24 protein-coding genes and 1 pseudogene are annotated in these 23,748 nt (G+C 69.5%); 15 read left to right on the forward strand and 10 right to left on the reverse strand.

Annotated features, from left to right (window positions below; genetic code table 11):
• Positions 1-125: 125 nt before the first annotated feature.
• Genes pgl through tkt form a run of 5 tightly spaced genes read right to left on the reverse strand, consistent with a single transcriptional unit; the run spans position 126 to position 6,722 of the window.
• On the reverse strand, positions 126-908 hold the full coding sequence (pgl, locus tag OG568_RS36860) for a 6-phosphogluconolactonase (protein WP_329534671.1): 783 nt from the start codon (positions 906-908) through the stop codon (positions 126-128).
• A complete protein-coding gene (opcA, locus tag OG568_RS36865; protein WP_329534672.1) occupies positions 905-1,942 on the reverse strand; it encodes a glucose-6-phosphate dehydrogenase assembly protein OpcA in 1,038 nt (345 codons plus the stop codon). The genes pgl and opcA overlap by 4 nt, the downstream gene beginning before the upstream one ends.
• Positions 1,939-3,462: a glucose-6-phosphate dehydrogenase gene (gene zwf, locus OG568_RS36870; RefSeq protein WP_329534673.1), complete on the reverse strand. Its 1,524-nt coding sequence runs from the start codon at positions 3,460-3,462 to the stop codon at positions 1,939-1,941. The genes opcA and zwf overlap by 4 nt, the downstream gene beginning before the upstream one ends.
• A 4-nt stretch (positions 3,463-3,466) precedes the next feature.
• Positions 3,467-4,585 (reverse strand): transaldolase, encoded by a 1,119-nt coding sequence (tal, locus tag OG568_RS36875; RefSeq protein WP_329534674.1) that lies wholly within the window; start codon positions 4,583-4,585, stop codon positions 3,467-3,469.
• A 34-nt stretch (positions 4,586-4,619) separates the two neighbouring features.
• Complete coding sequence (gene tkt, locus OG568_RS36880; RefSeq protein WP_329534675.1) at positions 4,620-6,722, reverse strand: transketolase; 2,103 nt, start codon at positions 6,720-6,722, stop codon at positions 4,620-4,622.
• A 378-nt stretch (positions 6,723-7,100) separates the two neighbouring features.
• Between tkt and OG568_RS36885 the strand changes: the two genes are divergently transcribed.
• The 3 genes from OG568_RS36885 to OG568_RS36895 all read left to right on the forward strand — a co-directional run bounded on the left by OG568_RS36885 (position 7,101) and on the right by OG568_RS36895 (position 9,822).
• The gene (locus OG568_RS36885; protein WP_329536559.1) at positions 7,101-8,054 is read left to right on the forward strand and encodes a heme o synthase; all 954 of its coding nucleotides are present in this window, start codon (positions 7,101-7,103) and stop codon (positions 8,052-8,054) included.
• A gap of 94 nt (positions 8,055-8,148) precedes the next feature.
• Positions 8,149-8,505 carry a hypothetical protein gene (locus tag OG568_RS36890; protein ID WP_329534676.1) on the forward strand — a complete coding sequence of 119 codons (357 nt, stop codon included), beginning with the start codon at positions 8,149-8,151 and terminating at the stop codon, positions 8,503-8,505.
• Positions 8,506-8,715: 210 nt separating this feature from the next.
• Entirely contained in the window at positions 8,716-9,822 is a 1,107-nt protein-coding gene (locus OG568_RS36895) for an amidohydrolase family protein (protein WP_266415287.1), read from the forward strand.
• A gap of 28 nt (positions 9,823-9,850) precedes the next feature.
• Here OG568_RS36895 and OG568_RS36900 read toward each other — a convergent pair whose 3' ends face one another.
• The 4 genes from OG568_RS36900 to OG568_RS36915 all read right to left on the reverse strand — a co-directional run bounded on the left by OG568_RS36900 (position 9,851) and on the right by OG568_RS36915 (position 13,516).
• Complete coding sequence (locus tag OG568_RS36900; RefSeq protein WP_329534677.1) at positions 9,851-10,858, reverse strand: COX15/CtaA family protein; 1,008 nt, start codon at positions 10,856-10,858, stop codon at positions 9,851-9,853.
• 90 nt (positions 10,859-10,948) lie between these two features.
• Positions 10,949-11,665 carry an ABC transporter permease gene (locus OG568_RS36905; protein WP_329536560.1) on the reverse strand — a complete coding sequence of 239 codons (717 nt, stop codon included), beginning with the start codon at positions 11,663-11,665 and terminating at the stop codon, positions 10,949-10,951.
• Positions 11,666-11,715: 50 nt separating this feature from the next.
• A complete protein-coding gene (locus OG568_RS36910; protein WP_266581756.1) occupies positions 11,716-12,639 on the reverse strand; it encodes an ABC transporter ATP-binding protein in 924 nt (307 codons plus the stop codon).
• A gap of 46 nt (positions 12,640-12,685) precedes the next feature.
• Positions 12,686-13,516 carry an aminoglycoside N(3)-acetyltransferase gene (locus OG568_RS36915; RefSeq protein ID WP_329534678.1) on the reverse strand — a complete coding sequence of 277 codons (831 nt, stop codon included), beginning with the start codon at positions 13,514-13,516 and terminating at the stop codon, positions 12,686-12,688.
• 161 nt (positions 13,517-13,677) lie between these two features.
• On the opposite strand from OG568_RS36915, the gene OG568_RS36920 reads away from it, so the two are divergent.
• The 8 genes from OG568_RS36920 (at position 13,678) to OG568_RS36955 (ending at position 20,311) form a co-directional block, all read left to right on the forward strand.
• On the forward strand, positions 13,678-14,430 hold the full coding sequence (locus OG568_RS36920; protein ID WP_266581754.1) for a helix-turn-helix transcriptional regulator: 753 nt from the start codon (positions 13,678-13,680) through the stop codon (positions 14,428-14,430).
• On the forward strand, positions 14,427-15,851 hold the full coding sequence (gene sufB, locus OG568_RS36925) for a Fe-S cluster assembly protein SufB (protein ID WP_054235898.1): 1,425 nt from the start codon (positions 14,427-14,429) through the stop codon (positions 15,849-15,851). Before OG568_RS36920 ends, sufB begins: the two co-directional genes overlap by 4 nt.
• A 91-nt stretch (positions 15,852-15,942) precedes the next feature.
• Positions 15,943-17,124, forward strand: coding sequence for a Fe-S cluster assembly protein SufD (gene sufD / locus OG568_RS36930; protein WP_329534679.1), 1,182 nt, complete (start codon positions 15,943-15,945; stop codon positions 17,122-17,124).
• Positions 17,124-17,453: a non-heme iron oxygenase ferredoxin subunit gene (locus OG568_RS36935; protein WP_143637369.1), complete on the forward strand. Its 330-nt coding sequence runs from the start codon at positions 17,124-17,126 to the stop codon at positions 17,451-17,453. The genes sufD and OG568_RS36935 overlap by 1 nt, the downstream gene beginning before the upstream one ends.
• Before the next feature lie 7 nt (positions 17,454-17,460).
• Positions 17,461-18,228, forward strand: a complete 768-nt coding sequence (gene sufC / locus OG568_RS36940) for a Fe-S cluster assembly ATPase SufC (RefSeq protein ID WP_329534680.1) — start codon at positions 17,461-17,463, stop codon at positions 18,226-18,228.
• Positions 18,225-19,481, forward strand: a complete 1,257-nt coding sequence (locus OG568_RS36945) for a cysteine desulfurase (protein WP_266415307.1) — start codon at positions 18,225-18,227, stop codon at positions 19,479-19,481. Before sufC ends, OG568_RS36945 begins: the two co-directional genes overlap by 4 nt.
• Before the next feature lie 15 nt (positions 19,482-19,496).
• Complete coding sequence (sufU, locus tag OG568_RS36950; RefSeq protein ID WP_266415309.1) at positions 19,497-19,961, forward strand: Fe-S cluster assembly sulfur transfer protein SufU; 465 nt, start codon at positions 19,497-19,499, stop codon at positions 19,959-19,961.
• Positions 19,958-20,311 carry a metal-sulfur cluster assembly factor gene (locus OG568_RS36955; protein WP_266581750.1) on the forward strand — a complete coding sequence of 118 codons (354 nt, stop codon included), beginning with the start codon at positions 19,958-19,960 and terminating at the stop codon, positions 20,309-20,311. The genes sufU and OG568_RS36955 overlap by 4 nt, the downstream gene beginning before the upstream one ends.
• An 81-nt stretch (positions 20,312-20,392) precedes the next feature.
• Here OG568_RS36955 and OG568_RS36960 read toward each other — a convergent pair whose 3' ends face one another.
• Positions 20,393-21,367: an AbfB domain-containing protein gene (locus OG568_RS36960; RefSeq protein WP_329534681.1), complete on the reverse strand. Its 975-nt coding sequence runs from the start codon at positions 21,365-21,367 to the stop codon at positions 20,393-20,395.
• A 323-nt stretch (positions 21,368-21,690) separates the two neighbouring features.
• On the opposite strand from OG568_RS36960, the pseudogene OG568_RS61520 reads away from it, so the two are divergent.
• The 4 genes and pseudogenes from OG568_RS61520 to OG568_RS36975 all read left to right on the forward strand — a co-directional run.
• A pseudogene (locus OG568_RS61520) lies at positions 21,691-21,738 on the forward strand (hypothetical protein); the annotation flags it as partial.
• A gap of 80 nt (positions 21,739-21,818) precedes the next feature.
• A complete protein-coding gene (locus OG568_RS36965) occupies positions 21,819-22,691 on the forward strand; it encodes a sulfotransferase family protein (protein ID WP_329534682.1) in 873 nt (290 codons plus the stop codon).
• 104 nt (positions 22,692-22,795) lie between these two features.
• Positions 22,796-23,116, forward strand: coding sequence for a DMT family transporter (locus tag OG568_RS36970; protein ID WP_329534683.1), 321 nt, complete (start codon positions 22,796-22,798; stop codon positions 23,114-23,116).
• Positions 23,116-23,655 (forward strand): TetR/AcrR family transcriptional regulator, encoded by a 540-nt coding sequence (locus tag OG568_RS36975; RefSeq protein ID WP_329534684.1) that lies wholly within the window; start codon positions 23,116-23,118, stop codon positions 23,653-23,655. The genes OG568_RS36970 and OG568_RS36975 overlap by 1 nt, the downstream gene beginning before the upstream one ends.
• Positions 23,656-23,748 lie beyond the last annotated feature (93 nt).

The raw sequence follows: 23,748 nt of genomic DNA on the forward strand, positions 1-23,748 counted from the left end.
CGCCCCGCCGCTCCTGCCCGTCCCGTCCCGTTCCCGGGGGCCGCGCCCCCAGACCCCCGCCAAAAAAGACCGCGCGGTTCCCCGCGCCCCTTTTCAGGGGCGCGGGGAACCGCGCGAACCACGGCTCAGGCCGAAGCCGGGGGATACAGCGAGCGGGGGAGTTGGGAGGCCGCCGCCGAGTCCAGGAGCCACAGGGTGCGGGAGCGGCCGTGGGCGCCGGCCGCCGGGGCCTGCACCTCGCCCGCGCCCGAGAGGGCGATCGCCGCGGCCTGTGCCTTGTCCTCGCCCGCAGCCAGCAGCCAGACCTCGCGGGCGGAGCGGATCGCGGGCAGGGTGAGCGTGACCCGGGTCGGCGGGGGCTTGGGCGCGCCGTGCACGCCCACCACCGTCCGCTCCGTCTCACGGACCGCGGGCAGCTCCGGGAAGAGCGAGGCCACGTGGGTGTCCGGTCCGACACCCAGCATCAGGACGTCGAACGTGGGCACGGAACCGTGGTTCTCGGGCCCCGCGGCCTTCGCGAGCTCGGCCGCGTACGCCTCCGCCGCCGCGTCCACGTCGGTGCCGTACGGACCGTCGGACGCGGGCATCGAGTGGACCCGCGCGGGGTCCACCGGCACCGAGTCCAGCAGCGCCGCACGAGCCTGGGTGTCGTTGCGGTCCGGGTCGCCCTCGGGCAGGAACCGTTCGTCGCCCCACCACAGGTCGATACGACCCCAGTCGACGGCGTCCCGGGCGGGCGCGGTCGCGAGCGCCGCGAGGAGCCCGTTGCCGTTGCGCCCGCCGGTGAGGACCACCGAGGCGTAGCCGCGCGAGGCCTGCGCGTCCACGATCTTGGTGATCAGCCGGGCAGCGGCGGCCTGGGCCATCAGCTCCTTGTCGCGGTGCACGACGAGCTGCGGAGTGTTCACTTGGCGGCCGCCTTCTTCGCAGGCGCCTTCTTCGCGGGCGCCTTGGCGGCGGCGGTCCTGGTGGCCGCGTTCGCCGTGGCCGGCTCCGCCTCGACGGCCTCGGCCGCCGACCCGTTCAGCCGGTCCACCCCGTACCGTAGCGCCGACGCGTAGGTGTCGTCCGGATCGAGCCGGCGCAGCTCCTCCGCGATCAGCTCCGAGGTGTCGCGGCGCTTGAGCGCCACCGCGCGGTCGGGCTGGCCCTCGATGGAGAGGGTCGCCAGGGTGCCGTCGGCGCGGTCCAGCGCGATCGGGCCGCAGCTCGTGTCCAGGCGGACGGCCGTGAGGCCGGGGCCGGCGGACTTGGACCGCTTGACGGGGACGTCGAGCCGGTCCGCGAGCCACATGGCGAGCAGCTCCACGCTCGGGTTGAACTCCTCGCCCTCCACCTCGACCGCGCTCACGTCACAGATGACCTGGTCGAGGGCGGCGGCCAGCATCGAGCGCCAGGGCGTGATGCGGGTCCAGGAGAGGTCGGTGTCCCCGGGGGTGTAGGCGTCGGCACGCGCGTTGAGCTCGCGTACCGGCGCCTCGGCGGCGTAGGTGTCGGTGACGCGGCGCTGGGCCAGCTTTCCGAGCGGGTCGTTGGCCGGGTCGAGCGGCGCGCCCACCGGCCACCAGACGACGACCGGCGCGTCCGGCAGCAGCAGCGGCAGGACGACCGAGTCGGCGTGGTCGGCGACCTCGCCGTACAGCCGCAGTACGACCGTCTCGCCGGTGCCCGCGTCCGCGCCGACCCGCACCTCGGCGTCGATGCGGGACTTCGTGCGGTCGCGGGGCGAGCGGGAGACGCGCTTGATGACCACGAGGGTGCGCGAGGGGTGCTCGCGGGACGCCTCGTTGGCGGCCTTCAGGGCGTCGTAGGCGTTCTCCTCGTCGGTGACGATGACGAGGGTGAGCACCATGCCGACGGCGGGGGTGCCGATGGCGCGGCGGCCCTGCACCAGCGCCTTGTTGATCTTGCTGGCCGTGGTGTCCGTGAGGTCTATCTTCATGGGCGACGCCAGCTCCGTCCGTCTCGCTCGAGCATTTCGTCGGCCTCGACAGGGCCCCACGTGCCCGAGGGGTACTGCGCGGGCTTGCCGTGCTTGTCCCAGTACTGCTCGATCGGGTCGAGGATCTTCCAGGACAGCTCGACCTCCTCCGTGCGCGGGAAGAGGTTCGAGTCGCCCAGCAGGACGTCCAGGATCAGGCGCTCGTACGCCTCCGGGCTCGACTCGGTGAACGACTCGCCGTAGGCGAAGTCCATCGAGACGTCCCGGATCTCCATGGAGGTGCCGGGCACCTTGGAGCCGAAGCGGACCGTGACGCCCTCGTCGGGCTGGACGCGGAAGACGATCGCGTTCTGGCCCAGCTCCTCCGTCGCCGTGTGATCGAACGGGGAGTGCGGGGCGCGCTGGAAGACGACCGCGATCTCGGTGACGCGGCGGCCGAGCCGCTTGCCGGTGCGCAGATAGAAGGGGACGCCCGCCCAGCGGCGGTTGTCCACCTCGACCTTGATGGCCGCGTACGTGTCGGTCTTCGACTTGGGGTCGATGCCGTCTTCCTGGAGGTAGCCGACGGCCTTCTCGCCGCCCTGCCAGCCGGCCGCGTACTGCCCGCGGACGGTGTCGCGGCCCAGGTCCCGGGGGATCCGGACCGCGCCGAGGACCTTGGTCTTCTCGGCGGCGAGGGCGTCCGCGTCGAAGGAGGCGGGCTCCTCCATGGCGGTCAGGGCCATCAGCTGCAGGAGGTGGTTCTGGATGACGTCGCGCGCGGCGCCGATGCCGTCGTAGTAACCGGCCCGGCCGCCGATCCCGATGTCCTCCGCCATGGTGATCTGCACGTGGTCGACGAAGGACCGGTTCCAGATCGGCTCGAACATCGTGTTGGCGAAGCGGAGCGCCAGGATGTTCTGAACGGTCTCCTTGCCCAGGTAGTGGTCGATGCGGAAGACCTGGTCCGAGGAGAAGACCTCGTGCACGATCGCGTTGAGTTCCTCGGCCGACTTCAGGTCGTGACCGAAGGGCTTCTCGATGACCGCGCGCCGCCAGGAGCCGTTCGACTGGTCGGCCAGGTGGTGCTTCTTCAGCTGCTGGATGACCACCGGGAAGGCGGACGGCGGCACGGAGAGGTAGAAGGCGAAGTTGCCGCCCGTGCCCTGCGCCTTGTCCAGCTCGTCGATCGTGGCGCGCAGCCGCTCGAACGAGTCGTCGTCGTCGAAGGTGCCCTGGACGAAGCGCATCCCCTGGATGAGCTGCTGCCAGACCTCCTCGCGGAACTCCGTACGGGCGTGTTCCTTGACGGCGTCGTGGACCACCTGGGCGAAGTCCTCGTTCTTCCACTCGCGGCGGGCGAAGCCGACGAGCGAGAAGCCCGGCGGCAGCAGTCCGCGGTTGGCGAGGTCGTACACGGCGGGCATCAGCTTTTTACGTGACAAATCGCCCGTGACGCCGAAGATGACCAGGCCCGACGGCCCCGCGATACGCGGGAGCCGTCGGTCTGCGGGGTCACGCAGCGGGTTGCTGCTTGACAAGGTTTCAGCCCTCCGAAGGGGCGAGGCGCTTGAGTTCCGCCTCTGTGGACTTGAGCAGGTCGTTCCAGGACGCCGCGAACTTCTCGACGCCCTCGTCCTCCAGGAGCTGGACCACGTCGTCGTACGAGATCCCGAGCTTCTCGACCGCGTCGAGCTCGGCGCGGGACTGCTCGTACGTACCGGCGATGGTGTTGCCGGTGATCTCGCCGTGGTCCTCGGAGGCCTGCAGGGTGGCCTCGGGCATGGTGTTCACCGTGTTCGGCGCCACCAGATCGTCGACGTACAGGGTGTCCTTGTACGCCGGGTCCTTGACGCCGGTCGAGGCCCACAACGGGCGCTGCTTGTTGGCCTGCGCCTTGTCGAGGGCGGCCCAGCGGTCGGAGGAGAAGACCTCCTCGTACGCCTGGTAGGCGAGCCGGGCGTTGGCGAGCGCCGCCTTGCCGCGGGCGGTCTTGGCCTCGGGGGTGCCCAGGGCGTCGAGCCGCTTGTCGATCTCGGTGTCCACGCGGGACACGAAGAAGGACGCCACCGAGTGGATCTTGGAGAGGTCCAGGCCCGCGGCCTTCGCCTTCTCCAGGCCCGCCAGGTAGGCGTCCATGACCTCGCGGTAGCGCTCCAGCGAGAAGATCAGCGTGACGTTGACGCTGATGCCCCTGCCGATGACCTCGGTGATCGCGGGCAGGCCCGCCTTGGTCGCCGGGATCTTGATGAGCGTGTTCGGGCGGTCCACCAGCCAGGCCAGCTGCTTGGCCTCGGCGATGGTCGCGGTGGTGTTGTGGGCCAGGCGCGGGTCGACCTCGATGGAGACCCGGCCGTCCTGGCCCTGCGTCGCGTCGAAGACCGGACGCAGGATGTCGGCGGCGTCACGGACGTCCGCCGTCGTGATCATGCGGATGGCCTCGTCGACGGTGACCTTGCGGGCGGCGAGATCGGCGAGCTGCTGCTCGTAGCCGTCGCCGCTGCTGATCGCCTTCTGGAAGATCGACGGGTTGGTGGTGACGCCCACGACGTGCTGCTGGTCGATCAGTTCGGCGAGATTGCCGGACGTGATCCGCTTGCGCGACAGGTCGTCCAGCCAGATCGCGACGCCTTCCTCGGAGAGGCGCTTGAGTGCGTCTGTCATGGAAATTGCATCTCCTACGTGTCGTATTTCAGCGTCAGCGCTGGGCTGCGGCGATCGATTCCCGGGCGGCATTGGCGACGTTCTCGGCAGTGAAGCCGAATTCACGGAAGAGGACCTTGCCGTCGGCCGAAGCACCGAAGTGCTCCAGCGAAACAATGCGTCCCGCGTCCCCGACGAACCGGTGCCAGGTCAGACCGATACCGGCCTCGACCGAGACGCGCGCCTTCACCGACGGCGGCAGGACGCTGTCCCGGTACGCCTGGTCCTGCTCCTCGAACCACTCCACGCAGGGCATGGACACGACCCGCGTCGGGACGCCCGCGGCCTGGAGCTGCTCGCGCGCCTCGACGGCGACATGCACTTCGGAACCGGTGGCGATGAGGATGACCTCCGGCTCCGCGGTCTGCCCGTCGGGCCCTTCGGCCTCGAAGCGGACGTAACCGCCCTTGACCGTGTTCTCGTCGGCCTCGTACGTCGGCACGCCCTGACGGGTCAGCGCGAGGCCGTGCGGGGCGCCCTTGCCGAAGACCTTCGTGTAGCGCCCCAGGACCTCGCGCCAGGCGATCGCGGTCTCGTTGGCGTCCGCGGGACGGACGACGTTGAGGCCGGGAATGGCGCGCAGCGAGGCCAGGTGCTCGACCGGCTGGTGGGTCGGGCCGTCCTCACCGAGACCGATGGAGTCGTGCGTCCACACGTACGTCACCGGCAGGTGCATCAGAGCGGACAGACGCACGGCGTTGCGCATGTAGTCGGAGAACACCAGGAAGGTGCCGCCGTAGACACGGGTGTTGCCGTGCAGGGTGATGCCGTTCATCTCCGCGGCCATGGAGTGCTCGCGGATGCCGAAGTGGATCGTGCGGCCGTACGGGTTCGCGCCCGGCAGCGGGTTGTCGGCCGGCAGGAACGAGGAGTTCGGGTCGATCGTGGTGTTGTTCGAGCCCGCGAGGTCGGCGGAGCCGCCCCACAGCTCGGGGATGACCGCGCCGAGAGCCTGCAGCACCTTGCCGGACGCGGCACGGGTGGCGACACCCTTGCCCGCCTCGAACGCCGGGAGCTTCTCCTCCCAGCCGGCCGGCAGCTCGCCCGCGGCGATCCGGTCGAACTCGGCGGCGCGCTCGGGCTGAGCGGTGCGCCACTCCTGGAAGCCCTTCTCCCACTCGGCCTTCGCCTCACGGCCGCGGTCGAGGGCCTTGCGGGTGTGCGCGAGGACCTCGGCGGCGACGTCGAAGGACTTCTCGGGGTCGAAGCCGAGGACGCGCTTGGTGGCCGCGACCTCGTCCTCGCCGAGCGCGGAGCCGTGCGCGGCCTCGGTGTTCTGCGCATGCGGGGCGGGCCAGGCGATGATCGAGCGCATCGCGATGAACGACGGCTTGTCCGTCACCTTCTTCGCGGCCTCGATCGCGTTGTAGATGGCGTGCGGGTCGATGTCGCCGTCCGGCTTCGGGGCGACGCGCTGCACGTGCCAGCCGTACGCCTCGTAGCGCTCGACGGTGTTCTCGGAGACCGCCGTCTCGGTGTCGCCCTCGATCGAGATGTGGTTGTCGTCCCACAGCAGGACGAGGTTGCCGAGCTTCTGGTGACCGGCGAGGGAGGACGCCTCGTGGGAGATGCCCTCCTGGAGGCAGCCGTCACCGGCGATCGCGTAGATGAAGTGGTCGAAGGGGGACTCGCCCTGCGCCGTGTCCGGGTCGAACAGACCGCGCTCGTAGCGGGCGGCCATCGCCATGCCCACCGCGTTCGCGACACCCTGCCCGAGCGGGCCGGTCGTGGTCTCCACGCCGGGGGTGTGTCCGTACTCGGGGTGGCCCGGGGTGCGGGAGCCCCACGTCCGGAAGGACTCCAGATCGTCCAGCTCGAGGCCGAACCCGGCCAGGTAGAGCTGCGTGTAGAGGGTCAGGGACGAGTGGCCCGCGGACAGCACGAAGCGGTCGCGTCCGGTCCAGTCGGGATCCGCCGGGTCGTGCCGCATCACCTTCTGGAAGAGGGTGTACGCGGCAGGCGCCAGACTCATGGCCGTACCGGGATGGCCGTTTCCGACCTTCTGTACGGCATCGGCGGCCAGGACGCGGGCGGTGTCGACGGCCCGCTGGTCCAACTCGGTCCACTCGAGGTCTGTGGTGGTCGGCTTGGTGCTCACCCTGGGTCAGGGCTCCTCTCCACATGTCACGCATGTCGTTGCCGGTGCACTGGGCGCCCACCGGCCGTTGTCGAGCCTACCCCCGTAGGTACGTGCGTTTTTTCGAGTCATTCCAGACTGCCGGGACTCTCCGGGATCCGCCTCCCGACTGGTCCGTTCCATGTTCGGCAACTGAATACGGAGCCGCTCGTAAGAGTGCTCAATCGAGCTTCGTCACGCCCGTTGCGCACGCCCCGTCCGCTCCCTGGCGCGGCCGCTGCCAACACGACCCCACCCCCGCGAAGGCCGAGGTATAGGCAACGTCTACAGTGGCGTGGTACGCGCGAGCCTTTACGGGGAGTTCACACCCGGGGGCTTGCTGGGATGTCTCTGTCAGGGGTGTGCGTGACGGCCGTCGAATCCCGTCCAGCGGGGGTGCTCGGGACGAGCAGCCGCCCAAGCCACCGGCCGTTCGGGGCCCGTGTCAAGGCGTTCGTGGCGCTGACCAAGCCGCGAATCATCGAACTGCTGCTGATCACCACCGTTCCGGTGATGTTCCTGGCGCAGCAGGGTGTACCCGACCTCAAGCTGGTCCTGCTCACCTGCCTCGGTGGTTTTCTGTCGGCGGGCGGCGCCAACGCGCTGAACATGTACATCGACCGCGACATCGACGCCCTGATGGAGCGCACCTCGCAGCGCCCGCTGGTCACCGGCATGGTCAGCCCGCGTGAGTGCCTGGCCTTCGGGATCACGCTGGCGGTGGTCTCGACCCTGCTGTTCGGGCTGACCGTCAACTGGCTGTCCGCCTGGCTGTCACTCGGAGCGCTCCTTTTCTACGTCGTCGTTTACACGATGATCCTCAAGCGGCGTACCTCCCAGAACATCGTCTGGGGCGGCATCGCCGGCTGCCTCCCGGTGCTCATCGGGTGGTCGTCCGTCACCGACTCCATGTCGTGGGCGCCGGTCATCCTCTTCCTCGTCATGTTCTTCTGGACGCCGCCGCACTACTGGCCGCTGTCCATGAAGGTGAAGGACGACTACGCGCGCGTGGGCGTGCCGATGCTGCCGGTCGTCGCCTCCAACAAGGTGGTCGCCCGTCAGATCGTCATCTACAGCTGGGTGATGGTCGCGGTCTCGCTGCTGCTCACCCCGCTCGGCTACACGGGCTGGTTCTACACCCTGGTCGCGCTCGGTGCGGGCGGGTTCTGGCTGTGGGAGGCGCACGGTCTGCAAAGCCGCGCCAAGGCGGAGGTGGCCGGCGGGAAGCTCAAGGAGATGCGGCTGTTCCACTGGTCGATCACCTATGTGTCGCTCCTGTTCGTGGCGGTCGCGGTGGACCCCTTCCTGCGCTAGTACGACTCCCTGATCCTTGACGGGCGGGGTACGTGGGCTAAGCCACGTACCCCGCCCGTCGCCGTTTGATCTACCCGTCGGTAGCATTTTGGCCATGGCAGACACGCAGCAGGTTGACGAGACCACCGGCGCCGCCCAGGACGTCAAGGCCGAGCGCAAAGCGGCCAAGCTCGCCCAGCGGATCAACGCCTTCGCCAAGGAGCACGGCGGGACCGAGGGGCACGTCGAGTACATCGGGCAGCGCGGCGCCCGGATCGTCCTTGTCGGCGCGGACGGTGGGTGGGGCGACCTGGTGGCGCCCACCTATGTGATCGCCGAAGAGGCCGTGAAGAAGGCCGGCATCACTGTTCACGAGACGTTCGACGGTGAGTTCGCGGCGAAGGTCAAGACGGGGCCGTACGAGTGGAAGAGGATGGCGGGGATCCAGCTGGGGGCGCCGAGTAACGGCTGACAATATCTGTTATCTGTCGCCTGATAGTTGATATCCGTCATCTGCCATCTGTCATTTGTCATCCGACATCCGTCGGCTGTCATTCGTCAGCTGTCATCTGTCGGCTGTCATCCGTCAGGTGTTGGTACGGCTTGCGCTTCACCAACACCTGACGCCCGCCTCACCCGTTAGGACCTGAAGAACGCAACGGTCCAGTCGCGGGGAGTCCGGATGATCGAAACGCCATCCCTGGTGGACCAGTACTGCCACGGCGTACTGAGGACGGAGCTGGGCCTCGGCACCTTCGAGGCCCACCTCGCCAGAACCGAGGGCCCCCCGGCCCCCGGCACCACCTTCTTCGACACCCAGACCGGCTTCGCGGTACGCCGCTGGTGCCCGCCCCTGCTCGGCCTGGAACCGCACTGTCCGCCCGCCCGCTATCTGGCCCGGCGCCGCGAACTCGGCGTCCTGGAGTCGGGCCGCAGACTCCTGCGCGGCAGCGGCATCACGACGTATCTCGTCGACACGGGGCTGCCCGGGGACCTGACGGGACCGGGTGAGATGGCCTCGACCGGCGCGGCCCACGCCCATGAGATCGTCCGCCTGGAGCTGCTGGCGGAGCAGGTCGCGGACACCTCCGGCACGGTCGAGTCCTTCCTCGCCAACCTCGCCGAGTCCGTCCACGGAGCCGCCGCGAACGCCGTCGCGTTCACGTCGGTCGCGGGTGGACGGCACGGTCTGGCGCTCGCGCCCGAGCCGCCCGGACCGGGAGAGGTACGGGGCGCGGCCGGGCGCTGGCTCGCGGACCGCCGGGTGGGCGGGGCGCTGAGCGACCCGGTCCTGCTGCGCCACCTGCTGTGGATCGCGGTCGCCTCGGGCCTGCCCCTCCAGCTCCACGCCGGTCTGGGCGAACCCGGTCTGCGCATCGACCGCACCGACCCCGTGCTGCTCACCGACTTCGCCCGTGCCACGGCCGGGCTCGGCACGGACCTCGTCCTTCTGCACGGCTACCCGTATCACCGGCACGCGGCGCACCTCGCCGGGGTCTTCCCGCACGTCTACGCCGACCTGGGTGCCGCGCTGGTGCGTACGGGAGCCCGGGCGGCGGCCGTCCTCTCCGAGATCCTGGAGCTGGCCCCCTTCGGCAAGCTCCTGTTCTCCAGCGGGGCACACGGCCTGCCCGAGCTGCACGTCGTCGGCGCGCGTCTGTTCCGCGAGGCGCTCGCCCGGGTGCTGGGTGCCTGGGTCGCCGAGGGAGCCTGGTCGCTGGCGGACGCGCAGCGGGTGGCGGGACTGATCGCGGCGGGGAACGCGCGGCGGGTGTACGGGGTGGAGTGAGCCGGTGCCGGATCCCCTACGAACGGAACTACGCGCGCGTGAGCGCCGATTCCGCGGCCGCCCCCGGCAGTTCCGACGCCGCCTGAGGGCGTTCGCGCAGCGACAGCAGGACCCGCAGGACGCCGATCCACACCAGGCAGGCGCCGAACATGTGGAGGCCGACCAGGGCCTCGGGGAGGTCCGTGAAGTACTGGACGTAGCCGATGACACCCTGGCCGAGCAGGATCAGGAACAGGTCGCGGGTGCGGTCGAGCGGGCCCTTGGGGGCGTCGACGGCCTTGAGGACGAACCACAGGGCGAAGGTCAACGTGACCACGATCCAGGCCAGCACGGCGTGCAGCTTGGTGACGGTCTCCCAGTTGACGGCCATGCGTTCGACCTCGCTGGAGTCGCCCGCGTGCGGACCCGCGCCGGTGACCACCGTGCCCACCGCGATCAGCACGACGGAGGCGACGACCAGGCACCACACGAGCTGCTGCACCGCCTTGCCGACCAGCGGGCGCGGCTCGGCGGAGCCCTCGCGGGTGCGCTGCCACATCACCGTGGCCACCGTGATGAGCGCAGTGGAGAGCAGGAAGTGCGCGGCGACCGTGTACGGGTTGAGGCCGACCAGGACGACGATGCCGCCGAGGATCGCGTTGCCCATGACGATCCAGAACTGCGCCCAGCCGAGCCGGGTGAGGTCGCGCCGCCACGGCTTCTGGGAGCGCGCGGCGATGATCGCCCAGCCGACCGCCGCGCACAGCACATAGGTCAGCATGCGGTTGGTGAACTCGATGACTCCGTGGAAGCCCATCGCGCTCGTCGTGGTGAGCGAGTCGTCGGTGCACTTGGGCCAGGTCGGGCAGCCGAGGCCCGAGCCGGTCAGCCGTACGGCGCCGCCGGTGACCACGATGACCACCGACATGACGAGCGCGGCGAGGGCCGCTCGTCGCACCGTCCGGGCGGTCGGGGTCCAGCGTTCGGCGATGAGGGCGAGCGGGTTGCGCGCGAAGGCTACGGCGTCGGCTCGGGTCACGTTTGGCACGGGCCCCATCGTAGGCCGCCGCTTGTGCACCGCTTCACGAGGCCCCCGCACCTACGCAAATCGCCGCCTCGGCACGCCTCGGGCGGCGTACCCCGGGGGTCACTCCCAGCGGAAGAACTTGGCCGCCGCCCCCAGGCCCACGACCGCCCACACGGCCAGGATCCCGAGGTCGCCCCACGGCATGCCCGCCCCGTGCTGGAGCACGTCCCGCAGCCCGTCCGAGAGCGCCGAGATGGGCAGCAGACCGAGCACGTCCTGGGCGCCCGTCGGGAACTTGTCCATCGGGACGATCACGCCGCCGCCCACGAGGAGCAGCAGGAAGACCAGGTTCGCGGCGGCGAGCGTCGCCTCCGCCTTCAGCGTGCCGGCCATCAGCAGGCCCAGGCCCGAGAAGGCGGCCGTGCCCAGGATCAGCAGGAGCGCGACGGCGAACGGGTTGCCGTGCGGCGACCAGCCCAGCGAGAAGGCGATCACCGTCAGCAGGACGACCTGGAGGACCTCCGTGACCAGCACGGACGCCGTCTTCGCGGTCATCAGGCCCCAGCGGGGCAGGGGGGAGGCGGCGAGCCGCTTCAGGACCCCGTAGCGCCGCTCGAAGCCGGTGGCGATGGCCTGCCCGGTGAACGCCGTCGACATCACGGCGAGCGCCAGGATGCCGGGGGCCAGGAAGTCGACCGCCTCGCCCTTGCCGGTGTCGATGATGTCGACCGAGCTGAACAGGACCAGCAGAAGCGTCGGGATGATCACCGTGAGGAGGAGCTGCTCGCCGTTGCGGAGCAGCATCTTCGTCTCGAGCGCGGCCTGCGCGCCGATCATCCGGGGCAGCGGGGCCGCCCCCGGCTTCGGGGTGTAGGTACCGGCGGTGGTCACGAACGCAGCTCCTTGCCGGTGAGTTCCAAGAACACGTCTTCCAGGGTGTGGCGTTCGACGGAGATCTTCTCCGGCATCACGCCGTGCTGCGCGCACCAGGAGGTGACCGTCGCCAGCAGTTGGGGATCGACCTTGCCGCCCACCCGGTACGAGCCGGGCGTCAGCTCGGCGGCCGTGCAGTCGGCGGGGAGGGCCTTGAGCAGGGAGCCGACGTCGAGTCCTGGACGGCCGGTGAAGCGCAGGGTGTTCTCGGCACCGCCGCGGCACAGCTGCTCGGGGGAGCCCTGTGCGATGACCTTGCCCGCGTCGATGATCGCGACGTCGTCGGCGAGCTGCTCGGCCTCGTCCATGTAGTGCGTGGTGAGGATGACCGAGACGCCGTCGGCGCGCAGATCGCGGACCAGGTCCCAGGTGGCGCGGCGGGCCTGCGGGTCGAGGCCCGCGGTCGGCTCGTCGAGGAAGACCAGTTCGGGGCGGCCGACCACGGCCATCGCGAGCGCGAGGCGCTGCTGCTGGCCGCCCGAGAGCCGCCGGTAGGTCGTGCGGCCGCAGCTGTCGAGGCCGAGCCGTTCGATGAGCGCGTCCACGTCCAGGGGGTGGGCGTGGAGCTTCGCCACATGGCGGAGCATCTCGTCGGCGCGGGCGCCGGAGTAGACCCCGCCGGACTGGAGCATCACGCCGATGCGGGAGTGCAGTGGCCCGGACTGTCTCACCGGGTCGAGGCCCAGGACGCGTACCGTGCCGGAATCCGGCTTCCGGTACCCCTCGCAGGTCTCGACCGTGGTCGTCTTGCCCGCCCCGTTGGGGCCCAGTACGGCGGTGATGCCCGCCTCGGCCACCAGGTCGAGGCCGTCCACCGCGGTCTTCGTGCCGTACCGCTTCACCAGGGCCTGGACCTGGACCACGGGCTCGCTTCGCATGAGGCGCAAGTCTAGGGAGCCGGTCGGGTGATCGGGTGGGCGGGGTTCAGGAGCCGGTCGTGGGGATGACCCATTCCTCTCGGGGTCGGTGCAACTCCAGCCAGCGCTCCGCGTACGCCACCGCGTCGGCCACCGGGAAGAGGCGTACGTCGGCGGCGCCCACCCGGCCCCGCGTGACGGGGCGGTCCCGCTCGAAGTCGGAGCCCAGCACGTCGAAGCGGTCGGAGTCGACGGAGACCTCCGTGACGACCTCCCAGCGGGTCGTCCCCTGCGGGGTGCGCACCGGGCGTCCCACCTCGACGCGCGGGGACGGTATGCGGTATTCGGCCAGGTGGAAGCTGGTGCATGCGTCGTAGCCCGCGCCGAGCAGGAGCACCCGGGCGCCGAGGGCCTCCAGGCGGGCCAGCGGGCTGCGCTCGCCGAGCCGGCAGTCGGGGGCGTGCCCCTCGACGATCTCCGCCGCGCGGGGGCCGAGGGCGGCGAAGGAGGTCTGCGGATGGGTGCTGCGCAGGGCGCCGGGCCAGGTGCGGACGGTCTCCGGGATCACGCCCACCCCGCGGCTGGGCGTCACGAGGGGGTCGTACGCGGGCATTGTCGCCCGAATGGGGGACCACCACTCCTCGGGTACGGGCGGATCGCTCCACAGCGCCGGGTCGGAGAGGTCCCCGGACTGGGTGGGCACCACCAGGGTGCCGTCGGGGCCGAGTGCGTCGAGCAGTCCCTGGACGACGGTGACCGGGCCGCCGTTGACCCAGCCGAGGGAACTCAGGGAGGAGTGCGCGAGAAGCGTTTCTCCGGGTTGGACGCCCAGCTCCAGAAGCTGGGCGGCGAGGGTGTCCCGGGTGACGAGTGGGCCGGTCGGAGGGGGTGTCGACATGGTTCCCGAGTCTTGCGGAGACCCGGTCCCGAGGCCAGTGAATTGATCGATCAAAGATCGTTTCCGCAGGTCATCTTAGGTATACCTAAGTGATGCACGGCACCGTCCACCTGCCGGGGTGCGGCTTGTCAGGCTCTGAGGAATTACGCAACAATGGCGTTGTGAAAAACGTTGGCGAGGCTCGGGAGACCCCCACGGGGGCCCCTCAGGAGGAACTCGCGACCGGTGAGCGTTCGACGCGCAACCGTGTCGCGCGATCCATCCTGGATCACGGCCCGTCGACCGTCGCGGATCTCGCGGGGCGTCTGGGTCTGACCCAGGCCGCCGTACGCCGTCATCTCGACGCGCTGGTCGCCGACGACGTGGTGGAAGCGCGAGAGCAGCGGGTCTACGGAGCGCGTACGCGCGGCCGGCCCGCCAAGGTGTTCGCCCTGACCGACTGCGGCCGGGACGCCTTCGACCAGTCCTACGACAAGCTCGCCGCGGACGCGATGCGCTGGATCGCGGCGCGCGAGGGCGGGGACGAGGCCGTCGTGGCCTTCGCGCGCGCCCGGATGGCCGCGCAGGCCGAGGCCTATCGTCGGGCCGTCGAGGCCGCCGGGCCGGAGGAGCGCACCGAAGCGCTGGCCAAGGCCTTGAGTGTGGACGGGTACGCTGCTACAGCGCGTAGCGCACCGGTCGGCGAGCAGCTCTGCCAGCACCACTGCCCGGTCGCTCATGTCGCCGAGCAGTTCCCGCAGCTGTGCGAGGCGGAGACAGAGTTCTTCTCTCAGCTGCTCGGCACCCATGTGCAGCGGCTGGCCACCATCGCCCACGGCGACGGTGTGTGCACCACGTTCATTCCCAAGATTTCCAAGATGTCCGAATCCACCCATAACGCATCTGCAAGTACCGCCGGGAGGAACCCCGCATGACGCTCCCCATCGAGGAGACTGCCCACCCTGAGCTCGAGGGTCTGGGTACGTACGAATACGGCTGGGCCGACTCCGACGTGGCCGGTGCCTCTGCCAAGCGCGGTATCAACGAGGACGTCGTCCGCGACATCTCCGCGAAGAAGAGCGAGCCGGAGTGGATGACCAAGCTCCGCCTCAAGGGCCTGCGCCTCTTCGAGAAGAAGCCCATGCCCAACTGGGGCTCGGACCTGTCCGGGATCGACTTCGACAACATCAAGTACTTCGTGCGCTCCACGGAGAAGCAGGCGGAGTCCTGGGAGGACCTGCCCGAGGACATCAAGAACACGTACGACAAGCTCGGCATCCCGGAGGCGGAGAAGCAGCGCCTCGTCGCCGGTGTCGCGGCCCAGTACGAGTCCGAGGTCGTCTACCACCAGATCCGCGAGGACCTGGAGGAGCAGGGCGTCATCTTCCTCGACACCGACACCGCCCTCAAGGAGCACCCGGAGCTCTTCAAGGAGTACTTCGGCACCGTCATCCCGGTCGGCGACAACAAGTTCGCGTCGCTGAACACGGCCGTGTGGTCCGGTGGCTCCTTCATCTACGTGCCGAAGGGCGTGCACGTCGAGATCCCGCTCCAGGCCTACTTCCGTATCAACACGGAGAACATGGGCCAGTTCGAGCGGACGCTGATCATCGTCGACGAGGACGCCTACGTCCACTACGTCGAGGGTTGTACGGCGCCGATCTACAAGTCGGACTCCCTGCACTCCGCGGTGGTCGAGATCATCGTGAAGAAGGGCGCCCGCTGCCGCTACACGACCATCCAGAACTGGTCGAACAACGTCTACAACCTGGTCACCAAGCGCGCCGTGGCGTACGAGGGCGCGACCATGGAGTGGATCGACGGCAACATCGGCTCCAAGGTCACCATGAAGTACCCGGCCGTCTACCTGATGGGCGAGCACGCCAAGGGCGAGACCCTCTCCATCGCCTTCGCGGGCGAGGGCCAGCACCAGGACGCCGGCTCCAAGATGGTCCACATGGCGCCCAACACGTCGTCGAACATCGTGTCGAAGTCCGTGGCGCGTGGTGGCGGTCGTACGTCCTACCGCGGTCTGGTCGAGATCGGCGAGGGCGCCCACGGCTCGAAGTCGAACGTGCTGTGCGACGCGCTGCTCGTCGACACGATCTCCCGCTCCGACACGTACCCGTACGTCGACGTCCGTGAGGACGACGTGTCCATGGGCCACGAGGCGACCGTCTCCAAGGTCTCCGAGGACCAGCTCTTCTACCTGATGAGCCGCGGTCTGACGGAGTTCGAGGCGATGGCGATGATCGTGCGCGGCTTCGTCGAGCCGATCGCCAAGGAACTGCCCATGGAATACGCGCTTGAACTCAACCGGCTGATCGAGCTGCAGATGGAAGGCGCGGTCGGCTAAGACCCGCCGCCCGGAAAACAGCTGGTGGCCCGCCCCTTCCGGCGGGCCCGAGGATCTCAACCGACGCAGGAAAGAGAGCAGACCGACAGCCATGGCTGAGGCTCAGAACATCCCGGTGGGTTCCACCACCGCCGGACAGATCGCGGTGGCCGCCGAGTCGACCGTCGCCACGCGCATGAGCGCGCCCCCGTCCTTCGACGTGGCGGACTTCCCGGTCCCCCACGGCCGCGAGGAGGAGTGGCGGTTCACCCCGCTGGAGCGCCTGCGCGGGCTGCACGACGGGACCGCGGTCGCGACCGGCGACGGCCTGAAGGTCGACGTGGAGGCGCCCGCGGGCGTCATCGTGGAGACCGTCGGCCGTGACGACGCGCGCCTCGGCCGGGCGGGCACCCCGGTGGACCGCGTGGCCGCCCAGGCGTACTCCGCGTTCGAGAAGGCCGGTGTGATCACCGTCCCCAAGGAGATGGTCCTCACCGAGCCCGTCCGGATCGCGGTGCACGGCGAGGGCGGGGTCGCCTACGGCCACCAGGTCGTGGAGCTCGGAGCCTTCGCCGAGGCCGTCGTCGTCATCGACCACACCGGTGACGCCGTGCTGGCCGCCAACGTCGACTACATCCTGGGCGACGGCGCCAAGCTCACCGTCGTCTCCGTCCAGGACTGGGACGACAAGGCCGTGCACGTGGGCCAGCACAACGCGCTGATCGGCCGGGACGCCACGTTCAAGTCCTTCGTGGTCACCTTCGGCGGCGACCTCGTGCGCCTGCACCCGCGTGTGGCCTACGCCGGCACCGGCGGTGAGGCCGAGCTGTTTGGTCTGTACTTCACGGACGCGGGCCAGCACCAGGAGCACCGTCTGCTGGTCGACCACAACACCCCGCACTGCAAGTCGAACGTCGCCTACAAGGGCGCGCTCCAGGGCGAGGGCGCGCACGCGGTGTGGATCGGTGACGTCCTCATCGAGGCCAAGGCCGAGGGCACGGACACGTACGAGATGAACCGCAACCTGGTTCTGACCGACGGCGCCCGCGTCGACTCCGTGCCGAACCTGGAGATCGAGACCGGCGAGATCGTCGGCGCCGGCCACGCCTCCGCGACCGGCCGTTTCGACGACGAGCAGCTCTTCTACCTGATGGCCCGCGGCATCCCCGCCGAGGAGGCCCGCCGACTGGTGGTCCGCGGGTTCTTCGCCGCGCTGGTCCAGCAGATCGGTGTCGACGACATCGAAGAGCGGCTCCTCGTGAAGATCGACGAGGAGCTGGAGGCGTCGGTCTGATGACTGCCTCGTCGACGTTCGTACGCGCCTGCGGGCTGAGCGAGCTGGAGGACGACACCCCGAAGCGGGTGGAACTCGACGGCACGCCGGTCTCGGTCGTGAAGACCGAGGGGGAGGTGTTCGCGATCAACGACATCTGCTCGCACGCGAACGTCTCGCTCTCCGAGGGCGAGGTGGAGGACTGCCAGATCGAGTGCTGGCTGCACGGCTCCGCGTTCGACCTCCGCACCGGCAAGCCGTCCGGCCTTCCCGCGACGCGCCCCGTCCCCGTATACCCCGTAAAGATCGAAGGGGACGACGTGCTCGTCTCCCTCACCCAGGAGTCCTGAGGAACCCATGGCAACGCTTGAAATCCACGACCTGCACGTCACCGTCGAGGCCGACAACGCCACGAAGGAGATCCTCAAGGGCGTCGACCTGACCGTGAAGCAGGGCGAGACGCACGCCATCATGGGCCCCAACGGCTCCGGCAAGTCGACCCTCGCCTACTCCCTCGCGGGCCACCCGAAGTACACGATCACCGGCGGCACCGTCACCCTCGACGGCGAGGACGTCCTGGAGATGTCCGTCGACGAGCGCGCCCGCGCGGGCCTGTTCCTGGCGATGCAGTACCCGGTCGAGATCCCCGGTGTCTCGGTCTCCAACTTCCTGCGCACCTCCGCCACGGCCGTCCGCGGCGAGGCCCCCAAGCTGCGCACCTGGGTGAAGGAGGTCAAGGAGACCATGGAGCGCCTCTCCATGGACCCCGCCTTCGCCGAGCGCAACGTGAACGAGGGCTTCTCCGGCGGTGAGAAGAAGCGCCACGAGATCCTCCAGCTGGAACTGCTCAAGCCGAAGATCGCGATCCTCGACGAGACCGACTCCGGCCTGGACGTCGACGCCCTGCGCATCGTCTCCGAGGGCGTCAACCGTGTCCGCGAGACCGGCGAGGTCGGCACCCTGCTGATCACGCACTACACGCGCATCCTGCGCTACATCAAGCCCGACTTCGTCCACGTCTTCTCCGGCGGCAAGATCGTCGAGTCCGGCGGCGCCGAGCTCGCCGACAAGCTGGAGAACGAGGGCTACGAGGCCTACACCACGAAGGGTGGCGTATCCGCGTGACACAGCTGCCGGGCCTCCTCGACACCGAGGCGATCCGCAAGGACTTTCCCATCCTGGACCGTCAGGTCCACGACGGCAGGAAGCTCGTCTACCTGGACAACGCGGCGACTTCGCAGAAGCCGCGCCAGGTGCTCGACGCCCTGAACGAGTACTACGAGCGCTACAACGCCAACGTCCACCGCGGTGTCCATGTGCTCGCCGAGGAGGCCACGGCGCTGTACGAGGGCGCGCGCGACAAGGTCGCCGCGTTCATCAACGCGCCGAGCCGCGACGAGGTGATCTTCACCAAGAACGCCTCCGAGTCGCTCAACCTCGTGGCCAACATGCTCGGCTGGGCCGATGAGCCGTACCGGGTCGACCACGAGACCGAGATCGTCATCACCGAGATGGAGCACCACTCCAACATCGTGCCGTGGCAGCTGCTGGCGCAGCGCACGGGCGCGAAGCTGAAGTGGTTCGGCCTGACCGACGACGGCCGTCTCGACCTGTCGAACATCAACGAGATCATCACCGAGAAGACGAAGATCGTCTCCTTCGTGCTGGTGTCGAACATCCTGGGCACCGTCAACCCGGTCGAGGCGATAGTGCGCCGCGCCCAGGAGGTCGGCGCGCTGGTCTGCATCGACGCCTCGCAGGCCGCTCCGCACATGCCCCTGGACGTTCAGGCCCTCCAGGCCGACTTCGTGGCCTTCACCGGCCACAAGATGTGCGGTCCGACCGGCATCGGCGTCCTGTGGGGCCGCCAGGAGCTGCTGGAGGACCTGCCTCCGTTCCTCGGCGGCGGCGAGATGATCGAGACGGTGTCGATGCACTCGTCGACGTACGCCCCGGCGCCGCACAAGTTCGAGGCGGGCACCCCGCCGATCGCGCAGGCGGTCGGCCTCGGCGCGGCGATCGACTACCTGAACGCGATCGGCATGGACAAGATCCTCGCCCATGAGCACGCGCTCACCGAGTACGCGGTGAAGCGGCTCGGCGAGGTCCCCGACCTGCGGATCATCGGCCCGACCACGGCCGAGGACCGCGGCGCCGCGATCTCGTTCACGCTCGGTGACATCCACCCGCACGACGTGGGCCAGGTCCTGGACGAGCAGGGCATCGCGGTCCGGGTCGGTCACCACTGCGCACGCCCGGTCTGCCTGCGGTACGGAATTCCTGCGACCACGCGAGCGTCTTTCTATCTGTACTCCACGCCGGCCGAGATCGACGCACTGGTGGACGGCCTGGAGCACGTCCGGAACTTCTTCGGCTGAGGGGCTGGCTGAGACGTGAAGCTTGATTCGATGTACCAGGAAGTCATCCTGGACCACTACAAGCACCCCCATGGGCGGGGCTTGCGGGATGGCGATGCCGAGGTGCACCACGTCAACCCGACGTGCGGCGACGAGATCACGCTGCGCGTGAAGTACGACGGCGAGCAGATCGCGGACATCTCGTACGAGGGTCAGGGCTGCTCCATCAGCCAGGCCTCGGCGTCCGTGCTGAACGAGCTCCTCGTCGGCAAGGACGTGTCCGAGGGGCAGAAGATCCAGGAGACCTTCCTGGAGCTGATGCAGTCCAAGGGCAGGATCGAGCCCGACGACGCGATGGAGGAGGTGCTGGAGGACGCGGTCGCGTTCGCCGGTGTCTCCAAGTACCCGGCCCGGGTCAAGTGCGCCCTCCTGAGCTGGATGGCGTGGAAGGACGCGACGGCCCAGGCTCTGGGCGAGAGCGCCGAGAGGAAGACGGCATGAGCGAGAACACTGTGACATCGGAAGAGGGCCTGACGACGAAGCCGGCCTCGGAGGAAGAACTCCGTGAGGCGCTGTACGACGTCGTCGACCCGGAGCTCGGCATCGACGTCGTCAACCTCGGCCTGATCTACGGCATCCACGTCGACGACGCGAACATCGCGACGATCGACATGACCCTGACGTCCGCGGCCTGCCCGCTCACCGACGTCATCGAGGACCAGGCCAAGTCCGCCACGGACGGCCTCGTCAACGAACTGCGCATCAACTGGGTCTGGATGCCGCCGTGGGGCCCGGACAAGATCACGGACGACGGACGTGAGCAGCTTCGGGCGCTCGGCTTCAACGTCTGAGTCCGCGCACAGCTCCGCATACGTCTGTGGCCCCCGGCAGCTCGCCGGGGGCCACAGTTGTTCCTGAAGTTGTTCCTGAGGTCAGGACCAGCCGTTCACCACGCGGAACGCCGAGTCCGCGCGGAAGAGCCGGCTGTTGTCGTCTCTGTCCAGGCGGAGCTGGAAGTTGCGGTGGCGCAGATAGCGGCCCGGGTAGTTGATCGACTCCAGCATGACGGCGCCCGTGTACGGCGACGTCCGGGGACAGAAGGTGGCGTCCTTCCGGAAGAGGTCGGAGCCGTCGTTGCGGTCGGCGCGCAGCATGAAGCTGCGGTGACGCAGATAAGCGCCGTCGGGGGTGGTGAAGGAGTAGCAGTCGGCGTTGCCGAGCCCCTCCACCATCTTGAAACTGGCGTCCCGCTTGGTCGAGCTCGAGCTGCCCGAATCCACCGGGTCGAGTCGTACGAAGCCGTTGCTCAGATGCCAGTAGCGGTCCGGGTAGTTGACCGACTGGAGCGACTTCCGCGAGGAGACCGGCTTGGACTCGGCCGGCTTGCTGGAGGAGGCGGCCTTCGACGGTTCGGTGGGGTCGGGGACGGGCTTGTCGTCGGACCCCTGTTCCGAGGGTTTCGGCGAGGCCGAGTCCGACGCGGTGGAGGTGGTGGTGGAGCCGGCGTGCCGCGGGGAGGACAGGGCGTCCTTGCCGACCGGGGCCGTGGTGCTGCCCGAGGCGGAGAGGCCGGGCATGAACGGGACGTCCGTGTCGGAGGTGGTGTGGTTCGCCCGGTCCTTCGACGCGGCGTCGCTGTTGCTGTCGAGTACGGCGATCGCGGTCGCCGTGGCGATGAGCACCGCGATCGCGAGTCCGCCGGCCATCCACAGCCGTCGGGTTCCGGGCAACCGTCCCTCGTCCGGGAACTCCCCGGACTCCCAGGGGGCCGGCGGTTCGGCGAAGGGGGGCAGTTCCAGCGGATAGGGAGTGCCTTGGGGGGTGGGGCGCCAGGCGGGTTCCTCCGAAGTGGGCGCGGGCTGGTCCGGCCCGGGCTCGGGTTCGGGCTCTGGCGTTGTTTCTGGCATGCGCGTTCCTCCAGCGTCGCCCAAGGCGCACGCGGATTCGTCTACTGGTCTCAGCACAAGAAGGGGGGAGCGCGGACACACGGAACGGCGGTAGCCGTGGAGACCGGGTGCGCGACTGGTGAAACAGTAGTGGACTTGGTGAGTTCTGAGCAGCCGTTTCCCCCACTGATCCTTTGGCCCCACGGGGATTCATGGGGGTTCATGCGAATTCATGGGCGTGGTGGCTTCACATTGCATTCTCAGTGTGATCCAAGTCCGGGCTCATCGGGGTGCGACAGCGTGAGGTCGTGTCTGTTTCTGTACAACTCGCCTCCACGTGACCGGTGTTCGTCCTCGGCTGCCCCCGCTCAGGCACCACGCTGCTGCAGTTGATGCTGCACGCGCATCCACGGATCGCCCTGCCGCCCGAAACACTCCCCCATAGCCTTAAGGGCATGGGGGGACCCCCATCGTGCTCCCCGCCTACGAAGGCCGGCTGGCCTTCGGCGATCTGGTGGAGCGCGGCAACCGGGCCGGGCTCGCGCGCTGGATCACCGGCCGCAAGGAGACCCGCTTCCATGAACTCGGGCTGGACGCCGGACGCGTGGCCGAGCGAATCACCGACGGGCCGCCCACCCTCGGCTCGGTGCTCGGCATCGCGCCCCGTGCCTACGCCGAGGAGCACGGCAAGGCGCGCTGGGGCGACAAGCGGCCCGCGTACGCCCTGCGCGTGGCGGAGATCCTGCGGCTGTTCCCCGACGCGCAGTTCGTCCACCTCGTACGGGACGGCCGGGACTGCGTCGCCTCGCTGCTCGGGATGCCCTGGTGGCACCGCGGGTTCCACGAGGCCGTGGCCACCTGGGCCCAGGTCATGGACGCCACCCGCAAGTACGCGCGTGGGCTGGGACCGGACAGCTGGTACCAACTGCGCTTCGAGGACCTCGTGGCCGATCCCGAGGGTCAACTCCGCGGCGTGTGCGGGTTCCTGGGTGAGGAGTACGCCCCCGGGACGACCGAGCCGTACCGCGTCGCCGGGATGGCCGTACCCGCCCGCAAGACCTGGCACCGGCGGACCCACGGCGCGCTGGACACCTCCCGGGCGGGCGGCTGGACCACAAGATTGACGCCCAATCAGATACGTCTGCGCGAGGCCGCGTTGGGAGAACGACTGATCTCGTACGGCTACGACCTGGCCGGAGCGGTCCGGCCCGACCCCGCGGAGCTGTTGCGCTACCGGCGGGTGGAGATGCTGCGCCGGGCCGCCCACAGCAAGCGGCGGATGCTCGACCGCCTGGCGCGGGTGCGTGAACCCGGGCCGGTGGCCTGTCGGCCGGTCGCGGGGTGAGCCGTGAAGTGAGTGAGGAGAAGGGGGCGGGGCGGGCGGAGTCGCCGGGGTGGGGCCGGGCTCCTTGTGTACGCACGTACGCATCCATGCGTACACTCGTACACATGGGGTACGCACTGCTCGCCGGAGCCATCGCCTCCGAGGTGGCCGCCACGACCGCCATGAAGTACAGCGAGGGCTTCAGCAGGCTCTGGCCCTCGCTGGTGACCGTTCTCGGATACGTCATCGCCTTCGTGCTGCTCGCCCAGTGCCTGAAGACGGTTCAGGTCGGCACCGCCTACGCGATCTGGGCCGGCGTCGGGACCGCCGTCATCGCCGCGATCGGCATGGTGTTCCTCGGCGAGGCGCTCAGCCTCACCAAGGTCGCCGGGATACTGCTGATCATCGGCGGGGTCGTGGTGCTGAACCTCGGCGGGGCCCACTGATGGCGGCGCGCCGCTACGACCCCGAGCGGCGACAGCGGATCATCGACGCGGCGATCCGGGTCGTGGGCGCCAGGGGACTCGCCGGGTTGAGCCATCGCACCGTCGCCGCCGAGGCCGATGTGCCGCTCGGCTCCACCACGTACCACTTCAAGACCCTCGACGAACTCATGGTCGCCGCGCTGCGCCAGGCGAACGAGGGGTTCGCCAAGGTGGTCGCCGCGCGCGGCGCGCTGGAGGACCCCCGGGTCGACCTCGCCGGCGAACTCGCCGGGCTGATGGGCGAGTGGCTCGCGGGCGACCGTACGGGGGTGGAGCTGGAGTACGAGCTCTACCTCGCGGCGCTGCGCCGCCCCGCCCTGCGCCCCGTCGCCGCCGAATGGGTCCAGAACCTCGCCGAGCCCCTGGCCCGCCGCACCGACCCCGTCACCGCGAGGGCACTGGTCGCACTGGTGGACGGGATCTGTCTGCAGGTGTTGCTGACGGGGGCGACGTACGACGAGGGGTATGCGCGGGAGGTGTTGGGCCGGGTGATCGGCTGAGGGGCAGCCGTGGCAGGTACCCGGTAAGCAGGGTGTGCGGGGTGGGAGGGCGGCCTCCTGCCAGGCGGCTCGCCGGGGGGCGTGCGGGGCGCC

Source organism: Streptomyces sp. NBC_01450 (genome assembly GCF_036227505.1).
In the GTDB taxonomy this organism is placed as follows: domain Bacteria; phylum Actinomycetota; class Actinomycetes; order Streptomycetales; family Streptomycetaceae; genus Streptomyces.

Coding starts and splice junctions, on each gene's coding strand:
- opcA (WP_329534672.1), bottom strand. CDS start 1,942: ATGAAGATAGACCTCACGGACACCACGGCCAGCAAGATCAACAAGGCG.
- tal (WP_329534674.1), bottom strand. CDS start 4,585: ATGACAGACGCACTCAAGCGCCTCTCCGAGGAAGGCGTCGCGATCTGG.
- OG568_RS36890 (WP_329534676.1), top strand. CDS start 8,149: ATGGCAGACACGCAGCAGGTTGACGAGACCACCGGCGCCGCCCAGGAC.
- OG568_RS36895 (WP_266415287.1), top strand. CDS start 8,716: ATGATCGAAACGCCATCCCTGGTGGACCAGTACTGCCACGGCGTACTG.
- OG568_RS36900 (WP_329534677.1), bottom strand. CDS start 10,858: ATGGGGCCCGTGCCAAACGTGACCCGAGCCGACGCCGTAGCCTTCGCG.
- OG568_RS36905 (WP_329536560.1), bottom strand. CDS start 11,665: ATGATCGGCGCGCAGGCCGCGCTCGAGACGAAGATGCTGCTCCGCAAC.
- OG568_RS36910 (WP_266581756.1), bottom strand. CDS start 12,639: ATGCGAAGCGAGCCCGTGGTCCAGGTCCAGGCCCTGGTGAAGCGGTAC.
- OG568_RS36915 (WP_329534678.1), bottom strand. CDS start 13,516: ATGTCGACACCCCCTCCGACCGGCCCACTCGTCACCCGGGACACCCTC.
- sufB (WP_054235898.1), top strand. CDS start 14,427: ATGACGCTCCCCATCGAGGAGACTGCCCACCCTGAGCTCGAGGGTCTG.
- sufD (WP_329534679.1), top strand. CDS start 15,943: ATGGCTGAGGCTCAGAACATCCCGGTGGGTTCCACCACCGCCGGACAG.
- OG568_RS36935 (WP_143637369.1), top strand. CDS start 17,124: ATGACTGCCTCGTCGACGTTCGTACGCGCCTGCGGGCTGAGCGAGCTG.
- sufC (WP_329534680.1), top strand. CDS start 17,461: ATGGCAACGCTTGAAATCCACGACCTGCACGTCACCGTCGAGGCCGAC.
- OG568_RS36955 (WP_266581750.1), top strand. CDS start 19,958: ATGAGCGAGAACACTGTGACATCGGAAGAGGGCCTGACGACGAAGCCG.
- OG568_RS36960 (WP_329534681.1), bottom strand. CDS start 21,367: ATGCCAGAAACAACGCCAGAGCCCGAACCCGAGCCCGGGCCGGACCAG.
- OG568_RS36970 (WP_329534683.1), top strand. CDS start 22,796: ATGGGGTACGCACTGCTCGCCGGAGCCATCGCCTCCGAGGTGGCCGCC.
- OG568_RS36975 (WP_329534684.1), top strand. CDS start 23,116: ATGGCGGCGCGCCGCTACGACCCCGAGCGGCGACAGCGGATCATCGAC.